Genomic DNA, 18,033 nt, shown 5'->3' on the forward strand with positions numbered 1-18,033 from the left:
TTCAGCATCTTAGCGCCAAGATCTGAAGTGTCGCATGAGGATATCGAGGGGCGTTACAGCCCCTCGATCGTGAATTCCGGCGCGCCTTGCCAGACAAGCTTCCAGCTCGCGCCCGGACGGACATTCTGGATGATACTGGGATCGAAGGCGACGAAGCACCGCCCGCCCGGGTCGCGCACGGATGGGTAGATCAGTCCACGATGCCCCTCTGATCTCAGATCCCCTGCAAGGCGCTGCCCGGCCGCGTAGCCCCGCTCGGGGACCGGATCGAGCGCCAGATGCTCCTCCCCGTGCAGATCCGGGAAATCCCCGATGAAATCCGCCAGCAGTTCCACGTAGCGGGCCTCGTCCTCGTAGCGGCCGATGAAGCCCAATTCACGGGTCCGGTGAAACCCAACCTCCTGCGCGCTCGTCAGCATGTCCCAGGCGCAGTACCACGCGCCGCGCTCACCGGTGTTGAACCGGTTGCCCGAGGGTCGCGTGTAGGTGAAGGCCGCATTGATATGGCTCTGACCGTAAAGGGTCAGGTCATGAGACCGCCGCGCGAAGGCCAGTTCGCGACGGTCGAGTGCGGGGCTGCCCTGCGCTTCCGCGATCAGGCGGGCACTGGTCTCGCCTTCGATCTCGGCGAGAACTGCGGCCTCCCCGTCGCTGTCGACCAGCCCCCGCAGCACTGGGGGCTTGTGATGGGTCTCGGAGATCAGCCTGACAAGAGCACGGTCATTGACCGACGTGATCCTCAAACCCCGCCCCGCAGCGCATCGACATAGCCCCGCACGCGCAGGATCTTGGGCAACCCGCCCGCGATCATCGCGTCCACGGGCCGCGCGCCGTCGAACTCCGGACCCCGGTTCGGCAGCTTCGCCCAGTTCCGCGAGATCGGCTCGTTGAAATAGAGTTCGAGCGACTTATAGAGGCCGATCAGCGCGCTCAATCGCAGCATCTGGTCCCGCGTCAAATCCCCCGCAAAATCGGGCTTCTTCGCCCGCTTCCAGGTCGACTCCGACATGTCCGCCAGTGCCGCAGCTTCCCGCAGGGTGAGCGACCAGGCGTCCGCGATCCGAGCGAAGGCCTTGAGAGCAACACCCTGCCGGTCCGGTGCAGGTCGCTCCAGAACTACGTTTTTCATTTGTTCGCGCTCCTTCCTAGCTTGACTGACAACATAAGTCCATATGGATTGCGTTGCAAGTCCACATGACCCGCCTGGTGCTCCAAGAGTAAGAGGGGTGCCGGGTTTTCCGTGACGGGTTTGGAGGTCGGGAGAGAGGCTCCCGGCTGGCCCGTCGCGGAGATATCCCGATGACCAAGCAACAGAAAATCACCCTCAGCGCCTCGCGCGACATTCCCTTCAACAAGCTGATGCTCAGCCAGTCGAACGTGCGCCACGTCAAGGCGGGCGTGTCGATCGAGGAACTGGCCGAAGACATCGCGCGGCGGACGCTGCTCAGCTCCATTACCGTGCGGCCCGTGCTGGATGACAGCGGCGCCGAGACCGGCATGTACACGATCCCCGCCGGCGGGCGGCGGTTCCGGGCGCTGGAACTGCTCGTCAAACAGAAGCGCATGAACAAGACAACACTTGTGCCCTGCATCGTGCGCATGGATGGCCTCGCTGAAGAGGACAGCCTGGCCGAAAACGTCCAGCGTGCGCCGCTGCACCCGCTCGACCAGTTCCGCGCCTTCCAGGCGATGCGCGAGAAGGGTCGCACAGAGGAGGAGATCGCCGCCGCCTTCTTCGTCTCGGCCAGCGTGGTCAAGCAGCGGCTGAAGCTAGCCGCCGTGGCACCATCGCTGCATGATGCCTATGCCGAGGAGGAAATGAAGCTCGACCAGCTCATGGCCTTCACTGTCAATCCCGATCACGCACGGCAGGAGCAGGTCTGGGAGGCGCTGCAGCGGCACTATTCCCGGCAGCCTTACGAGATCCGCCGCATGCTGACCGAAGGCGCGGTGCGGGCGTCGGACAAACGGGCGCAATTCGTCGGGCTCGACGATTACATCGAGGCCGGGGGCGAGATCCTGCGCGACCTGTTTCAGCAGGACGATGGCGGCTGGCTGCAGGATGCCGCCCTGCTCGACGTCATGGTGCGCGAGAAGCTCGCCGAGGAGGCCGAGGCGGTCCTTGCCGAAGGCTGGAAATGGGTCGAGGTCGATACCGAGTTCCCCTATGGCCACACTTTCGGGATGCGCCGGGTCCATGGCGAGGCGGCGGCGATGAGCAACGAGGAAGCCGCTAGCTACCAGGCGCTGAAGGCCGAATGCGAGGCGCTCGAGGCCGAGCATGCGGAGGCCGACGAGTTGCCCGACGACGTCGATACCCGGTTGGGCGAAATCGAGGAGGCGATGGAGGTGCTCGAGGCGCGTCCGATCCGGTTCGAGGCCGACGACCTTGCGCTGGCCGGAGCCTTCGTCAGCATCGACAGCTCCGGGCGGCTGCGCATCGAGCGCGGCTACGTGCGGCCCGAGGATGAGCCGGTCGAGGAGGTGGAGGACATCGCCGACGGCACGTCCGAAGAGCCGACCATCGAAGACGCGGATGATCCCATCGCACCCGCCCTCGACGACGAAGAGGACGACGGCCTGAAGCCGCTTTCCGACCGCCTCGTCATGGAACTGACAGCCCATCGCACCCTGGCGCTGCGCAATGCGCTGGCCCAGGACACGCAGGTCGCCTTCCTCGCGGCGCTGCACGCGATGGTCCTGCGGCTTTTCTACCGCTACGCCGTCGACAGCTGCGTCGAGATCGAACCGCGCAACGCGGGGTTCGGATCGCAGGTGCCGGGCCTCGGCGACGCGGCCTATGCGCAGGCCATTGACCAGCGCAACGAGACCTGGGCGCGCAACCTGCCGAAAGCGCCCGAGGACCTCTGGGAGGCACTGACCGAGTTCGACAGCTGCAGCCGCGAGGCGCTCTTCGCCCATTGCGTGGCGATGAGCGTGAATGCCGTCCACGACCCCTACCAGCGCCGGCCGCGCGCCATTGCGCATGCGGATGTGCTGGCAGGGACCGTCGGGCTCGACATGGCCAAGGCGGGCTGGACGGCAACGGGCGACAACTATCTGGGTCGCGTGACCAAGGCCCGCATCCTCGAGGCCGTGCGAGAGGCGAAAGGCGAAGATGCCGCCGACCGGATCGCGGGGCTGAAAAAGGCCGAGATGGTGACCGCCGCGGAGGACTTGCTCGTCGGCACCGGCTGGCTGCCAGACCCGCTGCGCACGCCGCCCCTGCCGGAAGAGGACGCGTCTGAGATCGAGTTGATCGACGACGCCGACACCGCCGATGGAGGACCTTCGGACGACGATCCCGACGGTGGCGAAGCGCAATCGGCGGAAGACGGCGGCGAACCGGCTATCGGAGATTCCGACCCCACGGGGGAAGATGATCCCGTCGCCGGTGACGCCTTCGCCCGGACAGCAGCCGAGTGACCTTCGAGCAGGTCGGAGCTCCTTCCCCCGAGTTCCGGCAGCCGGGGTCCGCCAGAAATGGCGGGCCCCTTTTTCTATCCACGACAGGAGGCTCAAAGCATGCACAGCCCCGCCGCCGACATCGCCCGCCGCCTTGCCGAGGATGCCGAGGCCGTCTGCCGTCACTACCTCACGAACGGCCGCAAACAGGGCCGTTACTGGATCGTTGGCGATGTGCAGAACACACCAGGCCGCAGCCTCTATCTCAGACTGACCGGTCCGATCTCTGGTCCCGGTGCCGCCGGAAAATGGACCGACTCCGCAACCGGGCAGCATGGCGACCTTCTGGACCTGATCGCCCTGAACATGGGGATCACCACCCTGAGGGACACGCTGGACGAAGCGCGCAGGTTTCTCAGCCTGCCGCAGACGGACAGGCACCGCGCCAACAATCCGCCAGCCTCTCGTGGCTCACCTGAGGCAGCGCGGCGGCTCTGGGCCATGGGCCAGCCGATGTCGGGCACCTTGGCAGAACGCTATCTCGCAAGGCGCGGCCTCACCAGGCTGGGCCATCTCGACAGTCTCCGGTTTCACCCGAACTGCTTCTACTGGCGCGAGGATCACGCACTGAACGATCCGCCCGAGGCCTGGCCCGCCCTGCTCGCCAAGGTGACGGACCTCGACGGACGGCTTACCGGCCTGCACCGCACCTGGCTTGACCCCGCCACTGCGGACAAGGCCCCGGTCATTCCACCGCGCAAGGCCATGGGCAATCTCCTCGGCCATGGTGTTCGTATCGGCAAACCGGTCAGCGTGCTGGCCGCAGGCGAAGGACTGGAGACCATGCTCTCCCTGCATCTGGCCCTGCCGAAGTTTCCTGTCGTGGCGGCTTTGTCCGCCAACCATCTCGCAGCCCTGCAGCTGCCCGCTGATCTTCGCCGCCTCTACATTGCCGTCGATGCCGATCCGGCAGGCCTGTCCGCCGCGGACCAACTGGCGCATCGGGCCAGAGGGGCCGGGATCGACGCGATCCACCTCTCCCCCTGTCTCGGCGATTTCAATGACGATCTGCGGGCCAATGGCCGCGACGCGTTGCGCGCGCATCTGCGTCCGCAACTGGCGCCCGAGGATGCCGTGACCTTCCTCGACCACGCCATCGATTGACCGGGATTGGCGCAGCCGGTCAGCGCCTCCGCGATCAAAGCCACGCCTTCCGGCCTTCCGAGAGCGGGCAAAACGGAGCAGAGCCCGGACGGGCCCGCAACGGCCATGGCCGTCCTGAGCTGCGCTTCGGTTCCACCCCATCGCGCGGGCGCGACGGGGACCCCTGAGAATGCAGACCCGTCCAGCCCCCGCTTTTCCGTTGCCCGGGAAGGCCGCGAGAGGCGCGGGCTTCGACAACCGGAGACGACATCATGACCGACACACATCTTCAGACCCGATCTTCCACCGCCGTCGTGCTCGAGGAACTGCAGCTCTACGGCTGGCGCCCCTTCACCGACGAGCCCGATCCCCGCCCCCTGCCGGAACCCGACGCCATTCGCACCGCCGTCGTCGACATTTTCGACGCGCTCGTCTCGACCCTGTCCGACACGCGGCTGGAACCCGACCTCGAAGATCTGCTCTGGTCCACCACGAACCTTTTCCACCGCATGGCGACCCGGACCGGCCGCGAACTCGACAGCAACGAACAGGCGCAGAAACGGGCACAGCGCGAACAGGACGGCTCCGAAGTTCGCTCGGTCGAACTGGAAACCCTGATCGCGGAGGGCATCACACTCGTCGAGCGGCGCAATGCCTTTGAGGCCATGCGCGATCTCGCCGCCGAGGGCTTCGAGGCGCATCTCGGCCAGACCTGGCACCCGCGCACGGGCAGCCATGTGAACCGCCGCACCCTGACCGCGTCACTGATCGACAGCCGCGATCATCTCACTGCGAAGCGCCGGGCCGATCTGGAACCGCTCCTGCCCAAAGGCATTAAAATCGCCTTCACCGGTGGGCTCGATTGCAACGATCACAACGCCATCTGGGCGGTCCTCGACCGCGTCCACGCGAAACACGCCGACATGGTCCTGTTGCACGGCGGCGCGCCACGCGGGGCCGAACGGATCGCCGCCGCCTGGGCCGACAACCGCGGCGTGACGCAGATCGTCTTCAAACCCGACTGGACGCGGCACGGCAAATCGGCCCCCTTCAAGCGCAACGACCAGTTACTCGACACCCTGCCCATCGGCCTCATTGTCTTCCCGGGCTCCGGCATCACCGAAAATCTCGCCGACAAGGCCCGCGCGATGGGCATTCCCCTCTTCGACTTCCGGCCGAAATGCGCACCAACGGCATGACCGGATTTCCGCCGACGCCCGCCCCGGACTCTCCCGGGGCGGGCCGTTTTCTGCTATGATCTGCTCGTGCCAATGGAGGAGGTGGCGGCGCGATCCTTGTTCTCGAAAGGAGTGCCTCATGTTTTTCTCCACCCTCTTCACGCTGTTCGGCCTTGGTGCCCTCTGCTGGATCCTGTTCAACCTGGCTGTCTACGCCCTGCCCTTCGCGATCGGGCTGACGTCCGGCATGTATCTGTATGAAACGGGCCAAGGCGTTTTCCTGTCGATCATTGCGGGCCTCTTCATCGGCGGCTTCATCGCGGCTCTCGGAGAATTCGCCTTTGACCGCATCCGATGGGCCCCGCTCAAACTCGCCATCGGTCTGATCTACGCGGTCCCCGCCGGGATTGCCGGGTTTCATGCGGCAAAGGGTCTTGCCGAATTCGGCAGCGCGGGCGCTGCGACCATCACCCTCCTGTCTTGGCTGGGCGCGCTGGTCGTGGGCGGGACCGCTTGGGCGCGAGTATCGGGCTGGTCCGAGGTCAACGCCATGTCCGACCCGCATCCGCACAGGTCTTTTGACGAACACTGAACGCCCTGTGAAGCTTGCGCCGGAGCCTGCCGTCCCGCCACATCGTCAGCGTGCGCCGCAACCGATTGCTGCAGCAGGTCTCGATCCTCGCCGACACAGCAGCTTTGCGGTTGGGCAGGATCGGCTGAGCAAAGCCAGATCACTGAGACCCACGTTGTGGCGCATGGCCCCGGTCGCGCATGCACCTGGATCGTCGGCAAACCGAACATCACGGCAGACAAACACGGACACGGCGAGAGGGGGCAATCCCGGAGGAGCGAGGCACGTCCCGGACATGCACCGCTTCCGCCTGCACGCCAAAACCTGTCTTTGTACGACGGCGGTTGCCGGGGTCTTGCGCGATCCAAAGGTAGCCTGTCATCCCCTCTTCCATGGCATGCGCCACGCGTCCTTTGCGGGCCTCTCAGCGGCTGATCTGACCGGGATCGGCTAACGCCTCGACCGCCTTGGCCGCAACGGCCGGTCCGGACTTTCTTCCCCTGGCGCCCCCGAACAATATCGGGTCCGCCATTCCTCGCGGAACAAGAAAGCCCGGCCTTGCCGTCCTCCGCTGGCGCTGCGGGCCACAGGGGCTGCGTCGGCGGGTCGTCCCGGTCCTGACGATCGCCATCGAGGCCGCGAAGGGCGCGGCCTCGGACAAGCCAAAAGGAGATATGACATGGCCACCATCGGAACCTTCAAGAAGACCGGCAGCGAATACGTCGGCGAAATCGTCACCCTGAGCGTTCAGGCGAAAGCCGTCCGCATCGTCCCCGAGGACAGCACCCTGAACGAGAACGCCCCCTCCCACCGGGTCTTCGTCGGCCGTGCCGAGATCGGGGCCGCCTGGTCCAAGCGCTCCACCGAGGGCCGCGACTACCTGAGCCTCAAGCTCGACGACCCGAGCTTCACCCAGCCGATCTACGCCAACCTCTTCGACGACACGGTTATCGAAGGCAGCGAAGAGACCTTCAGCCTCATCTGGTCTCGCCCCAACACCCGCCGCAACGGCGATTGACAGCAAACCGCCGCGCCCGGGATCACCGGGCGGGGTGAAACTTGCTCGTCTTGTATCGACCGCGAGCGACTCGCGGTTATACTTGACCGCAATGGGTCCGGCCTATACCGGACCTGGACTCGAAGATCGCATGCTGCCCTGCGGCTCGCTGAAGGAGACATTCGCTGCTATCGCGAGATGCTGGCCTCGATGACCGCAGCGTGTACCGAACAGTAAGCCATGCATCTGTCAATCAATCATCTCGACCACGCGTGCATTGCACTGTCTCCGACTCGAACAGATTTGGATGTTCCCTTTTTGTGCACCTTGGCGTAGAGCTATCCACAAAAACAGGATGCGAGGCGTGGCACAGAAATCTGAGATAGAATGGACGGATGCGACGTGGAACCCGGTGACGGGATGCACGAAGATCGGACCCGGCTGCGACAACTGCTATGCAGAGCGGTTTGCGGAACGCTGGCGCGGAATTGAAGGGCATCCGTATGAACAGGGCTTCGACCTGCGCCTTTGGCCGTCGAGGCTGGGACAACCCACCCGTTGGAAGAAGCCGCGGATGATCTTCGTCAATTCGATGAGCGACCTGTTCCACAAGGACATTCCGAAGGCGCACATTGACGCGGTGTTCGATGCGATGGAGGCCGCGAACTGGCACGTCTATCAGGTGCTGACCAAGCGGTCATCACTGATGCGAAATTACGTCAAACGACGGTATGAGGGCGGACGTGTCCCATCGCACATCTGGCTCGGTGTCTCGGTCGAAGATAGCGCGCACAAAGGCCGCATCGAGCACCTGCGCCAGATCAATTCGGACGCGCGGTTCATATCTTTTGAACCACTTCTCGGGCCAATTGGCGAAGTTGATTTGGCAGGCATCGCATGGGCGATTGTCGGCGGCGAAAGTGGTCCAAGAGCAAGACCAATGGAGCCTGCATGGGCGACCGAACTGCGAATTGCCTGCGAGCGTTACGATGTGGCTTTCTTCTTCAAGCAGTGGGGTGGGCCTCGTCCGAAGTCAGGTGGGCGACTGCTTGAGGGCGAGGAATGGAACGGGTTCCCGTGGCAGATCGTGCCCGAGGCAATAATGGCAGAATTAACGGGTTAGGGTGCGAATGGCGAAAAACTTCATCTGGGGACCAGACGGTTTGCTGCCGCACATCGAAGAACATACAAAGCGCAAACTCAACGTCCTCAAGAATTACCTAGACGTCTACTTTGATACGGTCGTCCGCAACCCGGCGCAGGACCGTCTCAACATCACACTGGTTGATGGCTTCAGCGGCGGCGGTGCCTACTCGGATTGTGCAGAAACACGGGCAGGCAGTCCACTCGTACTGCTCAACGCTGTCGAGGAAGCAGCGGTTAGACTGAACGAAGGGCGAGAGAAGCCTTTAGAGATCAACGCCCGGTTCATCTTTGTCGATGATGAACCGGAACATGTGGCAGCGCTGCGTCGGGAACTGCTGGGCCGAGGATACGCCGCCGACGATCCGCGCATTACAATCTTCGAAGGAACCTTTGTAGATCACCTGCCAACCATCATGCAGCAGATCACGGCAACGCAGCGCAAAGGGCGTTCGATCTTCTTCTTGGATCAGTTCGGGTATTCCGACGTGCCGATGTCGGCGATCCAGACCATTTTTAGGTCGCTGGACCGCGCGGAGGTCGTGCTCAACTTCGCGATTGATAGCCTGCTGAACTATTTGCAAGACACATCAGCGGACCTCTTGCTGTACCGGCAATTTGGTATTGATGCCCGGTTCATCGCTGATTGGCAGCAGCGCAAAGATGAAAGTATGGGCCGCGCGATCACGCAGCGCGCGTTGATGGCGCACATTCACAAAAACAGCGGAGCCAAGTTCTTCACGCCGTTCATGTTGTGGTCCCGAACGGATAACCGCTGGATGATGCTCGCCCACCTGTCGCAGCATCAAGCGGCGCGCGATAAGATGCTCGGCGTTCACTGGCAGGAGCAGAACAGCTTCACCCATGTCGGTTCTGGCGGGTTGTTTAACCTCGGATACGACACTCGACTGAAGGAAAGTTGCGACTCGCTGTTCAACTTCTCCGATATGGACAGAACCACTCTTAACAAAGAGTTGGTCACCGCGCTGCCTTCGGAAGTCCACCGAATAATGAACGGCGGGGAATTAGAGGTATCACGTCTGTTATCCGAGATTGGGAACCGCACGGCAGGGACCAATGAGGATATTTTTCAAGTCCTGTCGGAATTAGCGCATGCACGTGAATTGGAGGTGTTGTCTTCGAAGGGTAAACCAAAGCGGGCTGGCACGCAGATATCGGTCAAGGATCGGTTGATATTGCCAAATCAGCCGACCCTGTTCTTTCCTGCAAAATGGTAGCTTCAACCTTAGTCCGGTCCAAGGTGCCGCAGGCCTCAAGCCAATTTTTAAGCGACGTGTCGGAGGTGACCATTGCATGGCCCCGAGCACAACTCTTTCAGAATCAGATGGATTGCTGCCTCTTGGCAGATAAAGGCCGACATGCGCGGAACTGTACGACCTCAGCCCAGTGTATTTGGCTCGGTCGGACTAGCGGTGACGATAGATCGAGCGAGGAACCTATTTGAAGCTTTACAAAAGATGGTGTGTGCCAACCAAGCAGCAAGATAACCGCAAGTATTTCTGGACCTATGTCGAGAAGGACGGTGGACGCGACGCGATCCACGATGACTTGGCAGAAACGATCCGGTCGCATTACGATCGGTTGGAGCGCATTGCCGAGGACGTGGATCGCCTCGGATACAAGGTTGCCGCAGAGATACTTAGCGAGGCGATGCCGCAGACTTCTAGGGGCCGATCAGGCGATCTTGGCGAAATCCTGGCGACCGAGCTAGTTGAAGAGGAGATGGGTCTCCGTGTTCCGGTGCGTCGTCTCCGTTATAAGGACGGCCGCAATATGGCCATGCGTGGCGACGACTTCATCGGCGCCGGGTATGACGGCGAAGGCGAGAAGCTCTGGCTCCTGAAAGGCGAAGCCAAGAGTAACAAGGTGCTCGGCAAGTCTACAGTTAAGAGCGCTCGCAAGGTGCTCAACCGCGATAGCGGTCGCTGCACACCCGACTCATTGCTGTTCGTTGCCAACCGCTTGCTGGAGAGCGACGATGCGGACGACAATACACTGGGCCGCAGCCTTCGCGATGAAGTAGGCATTAAGTCTCTCCGCGCGGATCGCATCGATCACATGCTTTTCACCGTGTCGGGCAACGGTCCGCACGCTTCGTTGAAAAAGGACCTCGAGGCGGCGGGCACCAATCGCGACCAATATGTCGTGAATATACACATCGAAGACCACCAAAACTTCATCGCAGCCATTTACCAGGAGGCGGAAGACCTTGGAGTCGGTTGATGAACTGACCACCTTCCTGACGACCGCGACCGCCGATGGTATACTCGGACGCCTCCTGTATCGCGGCACAGCCTGGTCACTGATGCGCGAAAACGGTGTGCTGCCGCCGAATGCGCCGCAGCTCGGCACCACGATCGAAACCGATCTCGCTGAACACGGCTTCGCCCTGCTTCGTGGCGCTATGGCCTTGCGTGCTTTGGCCGGCACCTCGGAATTGACCAGCAGGGCGTTCGAGCGCGCTGCGAACGCCTTCGAAGCCCTTGTTCGCAATGGTGATCCTGAGTCGCCAGACCGGGGCTTCCGCCGCACCATCGCCGCCGCAGCATATCATCTCGCCGGATTTTCAGCCGTTGCCTATTCGCTCTTCAATGAGACCGCTGGCGATCTCAACACCTCACCCGGCGAAACAGCGATCCGACATCTGATCCTGCGCGATCTCAGCCAATTGCGCGGCTTCGTTCGTGAGTGGCTGGACCACGACGCTCACAAGGATGAGCAGATCGCCGAGGCGCTACGGGGTGACGAGCCCGATGTCGATGAGGAACTGTCGACCATCCTCAACACGACGATCTGCCGGGCGCTGGCGTATTTTGATTTCGCACTTGAGACGGGCGTAACCGAGCCGATCGAGACAGCAAGGGTGTTGCTCGACGCCGCAGTCAGTCTTGCAGACAATGCGGAGAATGTACCCCTGTGGTGGATGTCGAACCTCTGTCGGCACCTTATCGATGATCTGTGGCAGCATTCTCTGCACAAAAACTTGCCGACCGAGCCACCGGAAGGAACGGAGGAACGATACCCGGACCTGCGCAGGCTATTCATCTCTTCGCTCTATGCTCGGAAGACTGCTGAGGTGGAGTTATGGCCATCGCAGCGCGAAGCAGCCCGGCGCTCCACCGACGTCACGGATGATCTGGTTGTCGCATTGCCGACCAGTGCGGGCAAGACACGGGTGGCCGAAATCGCCGCATTGATGACCCTGTCGTCAGCGCGCCGGGTGCTGATTGTCACACCGCTGCGCGCGCTGTCGGCACAAACTGAGCGATCCTTCAGAAAGACTTTCGCGCCCCTCGGCTTCAGCGTCTCCTCTCTTTATGGTGCGAGCGGTCTTTCGGCTGGTGATGAAGACGCATTGCGCAGCCGCGAAATCATCATAGCTACGCCTGAGAAGCTCGATTTCGCGCTGCGAAGCGACCCATCGCTGATCGACGATGTCGGCCTGATCGTCCTCGACGAAGGCCACATGATCGGCCCGAGCGAACGTGAGATCCGATATGAGACGCTGGTGCAGCGCCTGCTTCGGCGCGCAGACGCTGCGAACCGCCGAATTGTCTGTCTGTCAGCAATCCTTCCCAGCGGCGATGAACTCGACGATCTCACTGCGTGGATACGTTCCGACGAGCCCGGCGATCCGGTGCTCTCAAACTGGCGACCAACCCGACAACGGTTTGGTGCGCTCACGTGGCGAGGTAGGGACGCACTCCTCCGTCTCGACCTCGACGACAACGGTCCGTTCCTTGACAAGTTCGTCGTGGAGAAGCCGGCGCGAGGAAAGGAGAAGAAGCCCTATCCGCGCAAGAACTCGCATCTCACCTTGTTCGCTGCATGGGAGTTCGCTGGCCAGGGCAAAAGGACTCTGATCTTCTCCACCCAGGCGAATTGGGTTGAAAGCTACGGCAAGCAGGTCGTGGACCTCTGCAAGCGTGGCTATCTGGAAACGTTGTTGGAGGATGAGGCGTCGATTGCCCGCGCCCTGGAAGTCGGCAAGGAGTGGCTTGGAGAAGAGCACCCTGCTGTCGCCTGCCTGAAAGCAGGCGTCGCCATCCACCACGGTCGGCTTCCGGCCCCGTTTCTCCGCGAGTTGGAAACCCTGCTATCCGAGGGAGTCCTGAAGGTCATTGTAGCATCGCCGACGCTGTCACAGGGTCTTAACCTCAACGCCGCCGTCCTACTGGTGCCTGCGCTATATCGAGCATCCGAGAAAATTAAAGGCGAGGAGTTCGCGAATGTCGCCGGGCGTGCGGGGCGCGCTTTCGTGGATGTCGAAGGTCTTATCGTCCACGTGATGTTCGACAAGATCAGGTGGCGGAGAAGAGAGTGGCGTAAGCTGGTTGCTTCCGCCAAAGCCCGTACGCTGAAGAGCGGCCTTATCCAAATCGTCGCGGAGATCCTTGAACGCCTGTCCCGTGAGGGTGTTCTCGAGCGCGATGATGCTTGGGAGTATCTTGCCAATGCTCGCGAAGCATGGAGATCTCCTGCGGAGGAAGCCGCAGTCGCCGAGCGCTTGGCAGCTGGTGCGGAGTACGAGGCTGATGACGATAATGATGAAGACGGCGATGGCGAAGAAGAGACTATTGAAGAGGAACCGCTTTCGCAAATAGTCGAACGCCTCGATGCGACTGTATTTGGGCTGATCGAAGCACTGGATTCCGACCGAACCGATCTGCCGAAGCTCTTAGACGAGGCGCTTAAAGGGTCACTTTGGGCGCGCCAGATAGCCCGAGAAGACGAGGACATCGCGCCATTGCACAAGAAGGTGTTCGAGGTGCGCGCCGATCTCATATGGAAGACCACTACAACGCAGGCGCGGCGTGGACACTTCGCGATGGGTGTTGGGCTCGAGGCTGGCCTCGCCATTGATGCCATGGCGGACGAATTAGCCGAACTCCTAGATCGAGCCGACGTTGCTGCGCTAAGTGGCGATGTCGAAGAGCTTGTCGACGCCCTCTGCGGTCTCGGGGAACGTCTGTTGTTTACGCGGCCTTTCATCCCCGACAAGACGAACTCGCTGCCGGCGAATTGGAAGGAAATCCTGCGCAGCTGGGTTTCCGGCGAGGATGTTGCCAAGATCGGACCGCAGAATATGCGGGCAGTCGAGGAAGCCTTCACCTATCGTTTGGTCTGGGCGTTGGAAGCAGTCCGTACCCGCCGCATTTCGCTTGGCTGGTCGCCGGAGACAGTGGCGGGCGGTGCCGCGGCAACGATCGAAACTGGCGTGCCACAGTTTATGGCGGCGATGTTGATCCGTGCCGGTCTTCCATCAAGACGCGCCGCGATAGCCGCGATCGAAGATACCAATCCGGTCTTCGGTACACCCGCCGAAATGCGGACCTGGCTCGAATCTGACAAGATCACGACCTACACCGATGCTGGTGATTGGCCGACGCCCGACACAGCGGCGCTGTGGGCGCGGTTCCGAACGGAGGCCCTGAGTGGCGGCATTCAGAAATGGTCGGTCGAACACTACAAACGTCTGCTCGATACCGCGTCTAGTCCACCCGCCGGCCTTTATCGGATTGTCACCGACGAAGGTGAAGGTCGAACTTGGCTAGCCACCCCAGACTACCAGCGGGTAGCTGCATTCAGGAAGTCGGCGGTAGATCCCAAGCCAAGCCTGTTCTTTGGGCATTCGCCGGGAAAGACTAGGCTGGTACAAGCATCGCGCGTTGGCCGCGGCAAGCTACGCTGGCCGAGATCAGAACCATAAGGGACTAGAGCCAAAAAAACTTCATTGTGGTACCAGAAACTTGCAAAGCGAAGGTCCGCTTCTCGCTCGATTGCAGGATAGTTCGCTTCAGCGGCGAAGGTCCGCTACCCGTCCTCCTCGAAGAATTTGTTGGTCTTCAAGCCTTCGCCTATATGGCTAAGTCATACCTCGGAGCCCAGCATGACCGTCAAGACAACCATAAGTTTCACCGACCGCCACCATCGGTTCCTGACCGACAAGGTGGGCCAAGGCGTCTTCGCCTCGCAAAGCGCGGCTGTGGCAGCGGCTCTGGAGCAGATGATGCGCGATGAAGAGGAACGCGAGTTGGCCCTTGGCGCGATGGCCGAAAAAATTCTGGCGCGGCTCGACAGGCCGCGCGCCGACTATGTCTCGGCGGAGAAAGCCTTTGCCGCCGCCCGGGCCCGCCTTCAGACAGCGCGCGAGCCGTGAGCTATCGCATCCGGTTCCATCCTGCGGTCACGGATGATCTCAACGCCATCACATGCTGGCTTATCGACTATGCCGGCCCGCAATCCGCCGCGCGCAGACTGGACGAAATCGAGGCTACTATTGCCAGCCTTACCGACCTGCCGCAAAAGGGCAACTGCCAGGACGAGAGCGCACCCGAACTGCGCGCAGTTCCTGCAGGTCGCAAGGCCGTGGTCGCTTTTACCGTCGACGATGAAGCCCGTGAGATGCATGTCCACGCCGTGACCTATGCCGGGGCCGACTGGATCACGCGCAGAAAAGCGCGCGGCCGATAAACAGAACTCGGGCAGTCAACCAAACTCACCCGTCCAAGCAATCCAGTGCCTCTATCCATTCCGGCCTCCGAAACCAGATAGAGATTTCGTGATCCTGATACCCTAGTCGAGTTCCGAGTGTTCTTCGATCAGCTTGGCGGGCGTCACGTCCAGATGCGCTGCGACCCGCTGCAGGGTTTGCAGGGTGACGTTCTGTTGGCCGCGCTCCATCGCGCTGACATGGGCGCGGTCGACATCCATCGCCGCCGCCAATGCGGCCTGTGTCAGCCCGCGCAGTTGGCGGTAGTGCTTGAGATTCCTTGCAAAAACAACGCGGATGTCCATCCGCGAGTAAAGAACCTATCGCGTATTTTGGTGCGACGTATTATAATACTCATCTGCAGTTTGACTGACCGCAATCCGACCTTGCACATGCAATCTGATGTGCTGTTATGAGCCTTAACGCCCAACGGCGAGGGGGAATCATGTCTGCCACCGGCACCACGCCGATCGCTGATCTCGCACCACAAAGCGATGAGCTGACCGATTACGACCACGCGCATATGACACTGTACTTGCGCCTGTTTGATGCCGCTGAAAGCGGTGCCAGCCTGCAGGAAGTCAGTGAGATTCTTTTCGGTATAGATGCCGCCGAGGAACCAGTGCGTGCCAAAAGGATGTACGACAGCCACCTCGCCCGCGCTCGCTGGATGACGGAGCAAGGCTATCGCAAGCTGCTTGAGGGCGGTAACGGCTGAACTTCGCCTTATCCGTAAGACATCGGCGAACACCCGCGCAGGTTGCGCAGGGCAACCGTTCCTGCCGTCGTTTTGGCGCGTCACCAAGCTATACTCATTGTCCATCGAAACAGCTGACGCGGAGCTTCGCCATGACCAAAGATTGGCAAGACGAAGCGGCATACAAGCATTTCGACAGTCTCGACCTGTCCGGGCTGGCCTGGGAATGCTTGCGCCGCAATTCCGACTATCGTGCCTATTACCCGCAAATGCGTGATGGATTGAAATCACCGGCCGCATGGGGGTTGCGATTTCCCGGTTGATCCGGACGTCGAAGCACCCAAAGCACCCGTGTTCTGGACGCCTTCAATCGCCCCGGCAGCGGTCGGGTATGCTGTGCCGGTCCCCGGCGGCGACACCGCCGCGCCGCACATCGATGAAGATAATCTGACCGTCATCGGAACGCAGGACGGCCTGATGTATGTGCGCCTCGCAACAGGCGCGTTGCTCGTGCTGGTTGCAAAGAACCTGCACCGGCCCCTCGGCATCCTGGTGCCGCTGGACGAACATTGGACGGCACGGATCAATTCGCTCGAGTCGCTCCGCGCGCAACTGCTGCATCACAAACGATCCCCTTCGCCCCTGACGTCGCAGCAGCGACGGCGCATTCAGCTTGCACTGCGCACGCTCGACGCGCGCCGGGATCGTGCCAGCTACCAGACAATCGCGGGGCATTTGTTCGGCGCAAAGGCTGTGTCGCGCGAGCATTGGAAGACCAGCTCCCTCAAGGCCCAGATCACCCGACTGTCGGCCCATGGCACGCATCTGACCACCAAAGGCTATCGCTTTCTCCTTCTCGGCAAAGGACCGACGGGGCGCTTCAAGCCGCGCAAGTGAACACCGCGCGGTCCCGGAATATCGAACCCCCATCAGCCCCTGATCCTGTTGGCCTTTGGGGGTGACATTTTCGCGCCGCGATCTTCGTCATCCCTCCCCATGGCGCTCTTCCGTTTTGATGACCTCCGACAGCCCGCGACGCGCCGTCGCGCGCCCTAGCCACCGGAGATGCTCAAATGCCCGACCCAAAGGAAGGACTCCCGCCCCGCTACCTCAGAACTCCGGAAGCCGCCCGATTTCTCGGCCTGTCTGGCCGTACGCTGGAAAAACACCGGACCTACGGGACCGGCCCGCGCTATTCGAAAATCGGCGGACGTGTCGTTTATGCGGTCGACGATCTACAGGCCTGGGTCACGAGGGGCGAGAAGACCTCCACCTCGGACCAGACCGAAGACCGTGTTCTGCCCGCCAAACCCCATGCCGCCGTTTCGCCGGCCTATCTGCGGCGGGGGCGCTGAGCCGATGCAGACACTTGTCCATCTCACCTGGATCGAAGGGCGTATCGAGCGCTGGATCCGTTTCGGTCGGATGGCCGAGGAAACCATCCTGACGCGCACGGAAAAGCGCGTGGCCTTCGCTCCCGGCGCGATCTTCGCGCTCGTCCGCTGGTCGTCGAACGACCACGGCACTGTTGAAAGCCGGATAGATATTCTGCGCGCCGTTGGTGCAGGCGAGCCCTGCTCCACGGTGCCCTGCGTCACTCCCGGTGGCGACATTTTGCTGCGCCTCTCCGGTTGGCCCAAGGTCGAGGCGGCCCTGCGGTCCGTCGATATCGTGGAAAGCTATGGCATCGCGCCGGAAGATGTTTGCCCCGATCATTGGCGGCACGTCCACAACCGCCTGACCGCGGCATTGGAGCCCCGGCCCTACACCCCTGCCCGGCATGCGGCTTGGCTCAAGCGTCGCATGGTGACGACATGAACGCGGCGGCCCCTCCCCTCCTCGCGGCCGGTTTGTCCCTTGGTCTGCTCTCAGCTGCACAGATCGACCGCGCACCGCGTCTGATCTGGAATGCCTCAGCAAGCGTGCCGATCGGCCTCTACGTCGTTCGGGCGTCACCCGGACCATCGCTGGGCGATCTCGTTGCCGTGCGCCTGCCGGAAGACCTGTCATCCTGGGTGGTTGAACATGGCTATATCGGTGCGGATACCTTGCTGTTGAAACGCATCGCGACCGTCTCCGGCATGACCGTCTGTCGCGATGGTCTCGATATCGCCATCGGTGGCACCGTTGTTGCCCAGGCAGCATCGGCTGATCAACAGGGTCGCCCGCTTCCCCGTTGGACGGGATGTGTCACGCTCGCCTCGGACGAGGTCTTCCTGCTCCTTGCTGGTGTCACCGACAGCCTCGATGGACGCTATTTCGGGCCCTTGTCAGCGGACACGATCCTCGGGCGTGCCATCCCTCTTTGGACATTTGGAGGGGCGGAAGATGCGTAGTCTTGAACCTGGGCACAGCCGTCGGCAAGCGGGCGTCAAGACCGCGCTT

At 61.9% G+C, this 18,033-nt stretch carries 20 protein-coding genes; 17 read left to right on the forward strand and 3 right to left on the reverse strand.

Going from position 1 to position 18,033, the window contains the following annotated elements; all coding sequences use genetic code 11:
- Positions 1 to 53: 53 nt before the first annotated feature.
- Together ACX938_RS12025 and ACX938_RS12030 are read right to left on the reverse strand one after the other, a co-directional pair.
- Entirely contained in the window at positions 54 to 743 is a 690-nt protein-coding gene (locus tag ACX938_RS12025) for an RES family NAD+ phosphorylase (RefSeq protein ID WP_459431228.1), read from the reverse strand.
- Positions 740 to 1,129: an antitoxin Xre-like helix-turn-helix domain-containing protein gene (locus ACX938_RS12030; RefSeq protein ID WP_459431229.1), complete on the reverse strand. Its 390-nt coding sequence runs from the start codon at positions 1,127 to 1,129 to the stop codon at positions 740 to 742. The genes ACX938_RS12025 and ACX938_RS12030 overlap by 4 nt, the downstream gene beginning before the upstream one ends.
- A 170-nt stretch (positions 1,130 to 1,299) precedes the next feature.
- Between ACX938_RS12030 and ACX938_RS12035 the strand changes: the two genes are divergently transcribed.
- The 11 genes from ACX938_RS12035 (at position 1,300) to ACX938_RS12085 (ending at position 14,932) form a co-directional block, all read left to right on the forward strand.
- Complete coding sequence (locus ACX938_RS12035; RefSeq protein ID WP_459431230.1) at positions 1,300 to 3,426, forward strand: ParB/RepB/Spo0J family partition protein; 2,127 nt, start codon at positions 1,300 to 1,302, stop codon at positions 3,424 to 3,426.
- A 99-nt stretch (positions 3,427 to 3,525) separates the two neighbouring features.
- Positions 3,526 to 4,569: a DUF7146 domain-containing protein gene (locus tag ACX938_RS12040; RefSeq protein WP_459431231.1), complete on the forward strand. Its 1,044-nt coding sequence runs from the start codon at positions 3,526 to 3,528 to the stop codon at positions 4,567 to 4,569.
- A 251-nt stretch (positions 4,570 to 4,820) separates the two neighbouring features.
- Entirely contained in the window at positions 4,821 to 5,747 is a 927-nt protein-coding gene (locus ACX938_RS12045) for a DUF2493 domain-containing protein (protein WP_459431232.1), read from the forward strand.
- 118 nt (positions 5,748 to 5,865) lie between these two features.
- Complete coding sequence (locus tag ACX938_RS12050) at positions 5,866 to 6,318, forward strand: hypothetical protein (RefSeq protein ID WP_459431233.1); 453 nt, start codon at positions 5,866 to 5,868, stop codon at positions 6,316 to 6,318.
- A 658-nt stretch (positions 6,319 to 6,976) separates the two neighbouring features.
- Positions 6,977 to 7,315 (forward strand): DUF736 domain-containing protein, encoded by a 339-nt coding sequence (locus ACX938_RS12055; protein WP_459431234.1) that lies wholly within the window; start codon positions 6,977 to 6,979, stop codon positions 7,313 to 7,315.
- Between the two features lie 343 nt (positions 7,316 to 7,658).
- Entirely contained in the window at positions 7,659 to 8,417 is a 759-nt protein-coding gene (locus ACX938_RS12060; RefSeq protein WP_459431235.1) for a DUF5131 family protein, read from the forward strand.
- A 7-nt stretch (positions 8,418 to 8,424) separates the two neighbouring features.
- Entirely contained in the window at positions 8,425 to 9,675 is a 1,251-nt protein-coding gene (locus ACX938_RS12065; RefSeq protein ID WP_459431236.1) for a three-Cys-motif partner protein TcmP, read from the forward strand.
- 247 nt (positions 9,676 to 9,922) lie between these two features.
- Positions 9,923 to 10,681, forward strand: a complete 759-nt coding sequence (locus tag ACX938_RS12070) for a HamA C-terminal domain-containing protein (protein WP_459431237.1) — start codon at positions 9,923 to 9,925, stop codon at positions 10,679 to 10,681.
- Positions 10,668 to 14,168 carry a DEAD/DEAH box helicase gene (locus tag ACX938_RS12075; protein WP_459431238.1) on the forward strand — a complete coding sequence of 1,167 codons (3,501 nt, stop codon included), beginning with the start codon at positions 10,668 to 10,670 and terminating at the stop codon, positions 14,166 to 14,168. Before ACX938_RS12070 ends, ACX938_RS12075 begins: the two co-directional genes overlap by 14 nt.
- A 180-nt stretch (positions 14,169 to 14,348) precedes the next feature.
- Positions 14,349 to 14,618 carry a hypothetical protein gene (locus tag ACX938_RS12080; protein WP_459431239.1) on the forward strand — a complete coding sequence of 90 codons (270 nt, stop codon included), beginning with the start codon at positions 14,349 to 14,351 and terminating at the stop codon, positions 14,616 to 14,618.
- The gene (locus ACX938_RS12085; protein ID WP_459431240.1) at positions 14,615 to 14,932 is read left to right on the forward strand and encodes a type II toxin-antitoxin system RelE/ParE family toxin; all 318 of its coding nucleotides are present in this window, start codon (positions 14,615 to 14,617) and stop codon (positions 14,930 to 14,932) included. Before ACX938_RS12080 ends, ACX938_RS12085 begins: the two co-directional genes overlap by 4 nt.
- 102 nt (positions 14,933 to 15,034) lie before the next feature.
- On the opposite strand, the gene ACX938_RS12090 is transcribed toward ACX938_RS12085, so the two are convergent.
- On the reverse strand, positions 15,035 to 15,256 hold the full coding sequence (locus ACX938_RS12090) for a helix-turn-helix domain-containing protein (protein WP_459431241.1): 222 nt from the start codon (positions 15,254 to 15,256) through the stop codon (positions 15,035 to 15,037).
- Between the two features lie 140 nt (positions 15,257 to 15,396).
- Between ACX938_RS12090 and ACX938_RS12095 the strand changes: the two genes are divergently transcribed.
- From ACX938_RS12095 to ACX938_RS12120, 6 genes are all read left to right on the forward strand, one after another.
- Entirely contained in the window at positions 15,397 to 15,669 is a 273-nt protein-coding gene (locus ACX938_RS12095) for a DNA -binding domain-containing protein (RefSeq protein WP_459431242.1), read from the forward strand.
- A gap of 131 nt (positions 15,670 to 15,800) precedes the next feature.
- Positions 15,801 to 15,971 (forward strand): transcriptional regulator domain-containing protein, encoded by a 171-nt coding sequence (locus ACX938_RS12100; RefSeq protein WP_021100690.1) that lies wholly within the window; start codon positions 15,801 to 15,803, stop codon positions 15,969 to 15,971.
- Positions 15,972 to 15,999: 28 nt separating this feature from the next.
- Positions 16,000 to 16,545 carry a DUF2285 domain-containing protein gene (locus ACX938_RS12105; RefSeq protein WP_459431243.1) on the forward strand — a complete coding sequence of 182 codons (546 nt, stop codon included), beginning with the start codon at positions 16,000 to 16,002 and terminating at the stop codon, positions 16,543 to 16,545.
- Between the two features lie 176 nt (positions 16,546 to 16,721).
- Complete coding sequence (locus ACX938_RS12110; RefSeq protein ID WP_459431244.1) at positions 16,722 to 17,003, forward strand: helix-turn-helix transcriptional regulator; 282 nt, start codon at positions 16,722 to 16,724, stop codon at positions 17,001 to 17,003.
- Positions 17,004 to 17,007: 4 nt separating this feature from the next.
- Entirely contained in the window at positions 17,008 to 17,466 is a 459-nt protein-coding gene (locus ACX938_RS12115) for a DUF2840 domain-containing protein (protein ID WP_459431245.1), read from the forward strand.
- The gene (locus ACX938_RS12120) at positions 17,463 to 17,984 is read left to right on the forward strand and encodes a S26 family signal peptidase (protein WP_459431246.1); all 522 of its coding nucleotides are present in this window, start codon (positions 17,463 to 17,465) and stop codon (positions 17,982 to 17,984) included. Before ACX938_RS12115 ends, ACX938_RS12120 begins: the two co-directional genes overlap by 4 nt.
- The last annotated feature ends 49 nt before the right edge of the window (positions 17,985 to 18,033 follow it).

This window comes from Roseivivax sp. (genome assembly GCF_054552075.1).

Coding starts and splice junctions, on each gene's coding strand:
- ACX938_RS12030 (WP_459431229.1), bottom strand. CDS start 1,129: ATGAAAAACGTAGTTCTGGAGCGACCTGCACCGGACCGGCAGGGTGTT.
- ACX938_RS12035 (WP_459431230.1), top strand. CDS start 1,300: ATGACCAAGCAACAGAAAATCACCCTCAGCGCCTCGCGCGACATTCCC.
- ACX938_RS12040 (WP_459431231.1), top strand. CDS start 3,526: ATGCACAGCCCCGCCGCCGACATCGCCCGCCGCCTTGCCGAGGATGCC.
- ACX938_RS12045 (WP_459431232.1), top strand. CDS start 4,821: ATGACCGACACACATCTTCAGACCCGATCTTCCACCGCCGTCGTGCTC.
- ACX938_RS12050 (WP_459431233.1), top strand. CDS start 5,866: ATGTTTTTCTCCACCCTCTTCACGCTGTTCGGCCTTGGTGCCCTCTGC.
- ACX938_RS12055 (WP_459431234.1), top strand. CDS start 6,977: ATGGCCACCATCGGAACCTTCAAGAAGACCGGCAGCGAATACGTCGGC.
- ACX938_RS12065 (WP_459431236.1), top strand. CDS start 8,425: ATGGCGAAAAACTTCATCTGGGGACCAGACGGTTTGCTGCCGCACATC.
- ACX938_RS12080 (WP_459431239.1), top strand. CDS start 14,349: ATGACCGTCAAGACAACCATAAGTTTCACCGACCGCCACCATCGGTTC.
- ACX938_RS12090 (WP_459431241.1), bottom strand. CDS start 15,256: ATGGACATCCGCGTTGTTTTTGCAAGGAATCTCAAGCACTACCGCCAA.
- ACX938_RS12095 (WP_459431242.1), top strand. CDS start 15,397: ATGTCTGCCACCGGCACCACGCCGATCGCTGATCTCGCACCACAAAGC.
- ACX938_RS12100 (WP_021100690.1), top strand. CDS start 15,801: ATGACCAAAGATTGGCAAGACGAAGCGGCATACAAGCATTTCGACAGT.
- ACX938_RS12110 (WP_459431244.1), top strand. CDS start 16,722: ATGCCCGACCCAAAGGAAGGACTCCCGCCCCGCTACCTCAGAACTCCG.
- ACX938_RS12115 (WP_459431245.1), top strand. CDS start 17,008: ATGCAGACACTTGTCCATCTCACCTGGATCGAAGGGCGTATCGAGCGC.
- ACX938_RS12120 (WP_459431246.1), top strand. CDS start 17,463: ATGAACGCGGCGGCCCCTCCCCTCCTCGCGGCCGGTTTGTCCCTTGGT.